1 protein-coding gene is annotated in these 328 nt (G+C 68.6%); it reads left to right on the top strand.

The features are described 5' to 3' along the window. The coding region (locus tag B2U11_RS07330; RefSeq protein WP_292070862.1) for a DUF4142 domain-containing protein at window positions 1–328 on the top strand (328 nt) is incomplete at both ends.

Raw genomic sequence — 328 nt, 5'->3', positions numbered from 1 at the left:
CCAGGCCGCCGAGATCGCCCAGGCCAAGTCGACCAATGCCCAGGTCAAGGCGCTGGCGTCCACGATCCGCACCGACCACACCCAGGCCGGGGAAAAGCTGTCGGCGGCCGTCCCGACCGCGGCGCCGAACGTCGAGGTTCCGACCACGCTGGATCAGCGCCGCCAAGGCCTGATCGATAATCTGAACGCCGCCTCGCCCGGCGATTTTGACAAGGTCTATCTGGAGCAGCAGGTCGCCGCTCACAACGAGACGCTGACGCTGCTGAACGGCTTCTCGGACAACGCCGACGCGCCGGCCCTGGCCACGCTGGCGCGCGAGCTGATCCCG

The organism is Brevundimonas sp. UBA7534, assembly GCF_002479325.1.
In the GTDB taxonomy this organism is placed as follows: domain Bacteria; phylum Pseudomonadota; class Alphaproteobacteria; order Caulobacterales; family Caulobacteraceae; genus Brevundimonas.
The sequence above is the reverse complement of the archived record's forward strand: the minus strand, read 5'-3'. Positions and strand labels throughout refer to the sequence as shown.